This is a genomic window from uncultured Anaerotruncus sp. (genome assembly GCF_902490045.1).
Classification (GTDB): domain Bacteria; phylum Bacillota; class Clostridia; order Oscillospirales; family Ruminococcaceae; genus Anaerotruncus.
Genome location: NZ_CABUCJ010000196.1, coordinates 1 through 2,417, shown reverse-complemented (window position 1 = coordinate 2,417; position 2,417 = coordinate 1). Strand labels below are relative to the sequence as shown.

Below are 2,417 nucleotides of genomic sequence, written 5' to 3'. Positions count from 1 at the left end.
CCCGCGGCGCGTCCCGCCAGCGCCGCGCCGAGCGCGGCGGCGTAGGCGCGTTCGGGCAGGAGCGCGGGCAGCAGCCCGCGCTCCTCGAGCGCCCCGGCGGTCGACGGCCCGATCGCGGCCAGCCGCACCCCGCCCAGCCGCCGCAGGTCGAAGCGGGTCTCGCGCAGGTGCTCCAGGAAGACGCGCACCCCCGTCGGGCTCGTGAAGACGAGCCAGCCATATTTGGCAATCCGCGCGAGCGCATGATCAAGCGCCGGATTCGGCGCGACCGGCTCCGTCACGATCGACGGCAGCTCAAAGACCTCGGCCCCCAGCGCGCGCAGCTTCGCGGTCATGCGGGAGGCGAGCTTTCGCGGGCGGGTGATGATCACCCGCCTGCCGCCGAGCGGGCGCTTCTCCGCCCAGGAAAACCGCTCCGCCAGCGCGCAGACCCTCCCCACGACGATGACCGCCGGGGTCCCGATTCCCGATTCCCGCGCCCTTCGGGGCAGGGTTTCGACCGTCCCGGAAATCCGCCGCTGGCGGGCCGTGGTCCCCCGCTCCAAAACCGCGGCGGGCGTGGCGGGGTCGATTCCTCCGCCGAGCAGCCCCGCGCAGAGCTCCTCCAGCGCGGCGACCCCCATCAGGAAGACGAGCGTCCCGCCGAGACGCGCGAGCGCCTCATAATCGATCCGCGCACCCGGCGATTTTTTCGTGTGCCCGGCGACGATGTGCACCGACGAGCAGCAGTCCCGGTGGGTCACGGGTATTCCCGCATAGGCGGGCACTGCGACGGCCGAAGTCACGCCCGGCACCACCTCGAAAGGGACGCCTCGCTCCGCGAGCAGCTCGAGCTCCTCGCCGCCCCGCCCGAAGAGGAAGGGGTCCCCGCCCTTGAGCCGCACGACGGTGTGCCCCTCGAGCGCCTCCCGCAGCAGGATGCGGTTGATCTCCTCCTGCGGCACCGGATGGTTCCCCGCGTGCTTGCCAACATCAATGCGGCGGGTTTCGGACGGGATCATCCCCAGCACCTCCCCGCCCACCAGCGCGTCGTGTACGACCACGTCGGCGGATTGCAGCAGTTCATAGCCCTTGAGGGTCAGCAGCCCCGCGTCGGACGGACCCGCGCCGACCAGATAGACCTTTCCGCTCATGCCTGCCTCCTCATCCGTTCGGCCAGCAGGACGCCGAGCTTTTCCGCGTCCGACCGGCTTCCGGCCATGCGCCCAATCGTGTGGTTCCCGTCCGTCTCCCGGCAGTAGAGGCCGGTCAGCCGAAGCTCCTCTCCGGAAAGCTCCGCATAGGCGGCGATGGGGGAGGAACAGCCCCCGTCGAGCACGCGCACGAAGGCGCGCTCCGCCAGCGCCGCCGCCCGCGCGTCCGCGTCGTCGGCGCAGCCGAGGAAGGCGGCGTCCTCCCCCGCCCTTCCCTGCACCGCCAGAATTCCCTGTCCCGCAGCGGGGAGCATTTCATCGGTGGAAAAGACCCGGCTGACGCGGTTCTCCAGTCCGAGGCGCAGGATGCCCGAACAGGCCAGCACCAGCGCGGAAAACTGCCCGCCGTCCAGCTTGGAAAGGCGGGTCTGGACGTTGCCGCGCACGCTCTCCACCCGCATCCCGGGAAAGAGGGCCCTCAGCTGGAGCGCCCTTCGCGGGCTCGACGAGCCGAGCGGCTTTTCCGGGTCCAGGCGGTCCGCGCCCTCCGGCAAAATCAGCACGTCGCGCGGGTCGGCGCGGCGGAAATAGGCCAGGATGGGCAGTCCCTCCGGCTGCTCCATTGGCAGATCCTTGAGGCTGTGCACCGCAAAATCGATGCGGCCCTCCAGAAGCGCGCGGTCGAGCTCCTTCACAAAGAGGCCCTTGCCGCCGACCCGGTCGAGCGGGCGGTCGAGAATCACGTCGCCCGTCGTCTTCATCGTCACAAGCTCCAGCTCCCAGTCGGGATGCGCCCGGCGGACCGCGTCCATCACCAGTTCGCTCTGGATGACCGCGAGTCTGCTCTCCCTGCTGCCAAAGCGGATTTTACGTCGCCGCATCCGCCGTCACCTCCTTTGGAACCCATTCCTCCATCCGCGCGCGCAGGCTGTCTGCCGCCGCCTTTGCCAGCGCGTGGTTCGTCCCGCTGGCGGTCACGCCGACGACGAGCGCGTCCCGCCTCACCACTGCCGGGAAAAAGAAGTCGCACTCCTCCGGCGCGTCGCAGACGTTCGCCGGGATGCCCATCCGCCGCGCCTCCTCCCCAACCATGCGGTTGGTTTCCCGGTCTCCGGTCGCCGCGAGCACCAGATCACAGCCCGCGCAGTCGCCCGGACGGAAGGCCCGGCGGATGAGCCGCGCGCCGAGCGCCTCGATCTCCGGGGAAATATCCGGCGCGATCACCGTGAGGGAGCAGCCGAAGGGCGCGAGCGCCTGCGCGCGGCGCGACGCGACGCGGCCGCC

At 70.9% G+C, this 2,417-nt stretch carries 3 protein-coding genes; all 3 read right to left on the bottom strand.

Annotated features, from left to right (window positions below; all coding sequences use genetic code 11):
* The coding region (gene cobA, locus RDM88_RS12615) for a uroporphyrinogen-III C-methyltransferase (protein ID WP_308755174.1) at positions 1 to 1,133 on the bottom strand (1,133 nt) is incomplete at its 3' end.
* The gene (gene hemC, locus RDM88_RS12610) at positions 1,130 to 2,014 is read right to left on the bottom strand and encodes a hydroxymethylbilane synthase (protein ID WP_308755173.1); all 885 of its coding nucleotides are present in this window, start codon (positions 2,012 to 2,014) and stop codon (positions 1,130 to 1,132) included. The genes cobA and hemC, both read right to left, overlap by 4 nt.
* The coding region (locus tag RDM88_RS12605; RefSeq protein ID WP_308755172.1) for a bifunctional precorrin-2 dehydrogenase/sirohydrochlorin ferrochelatase at positions 2,001 to 2,417 on the bottom strand (417 nt) is incomplete at its 5' end. The genes RDM88_RS12605 and hemC, both read right to left, overlap by 14 nt.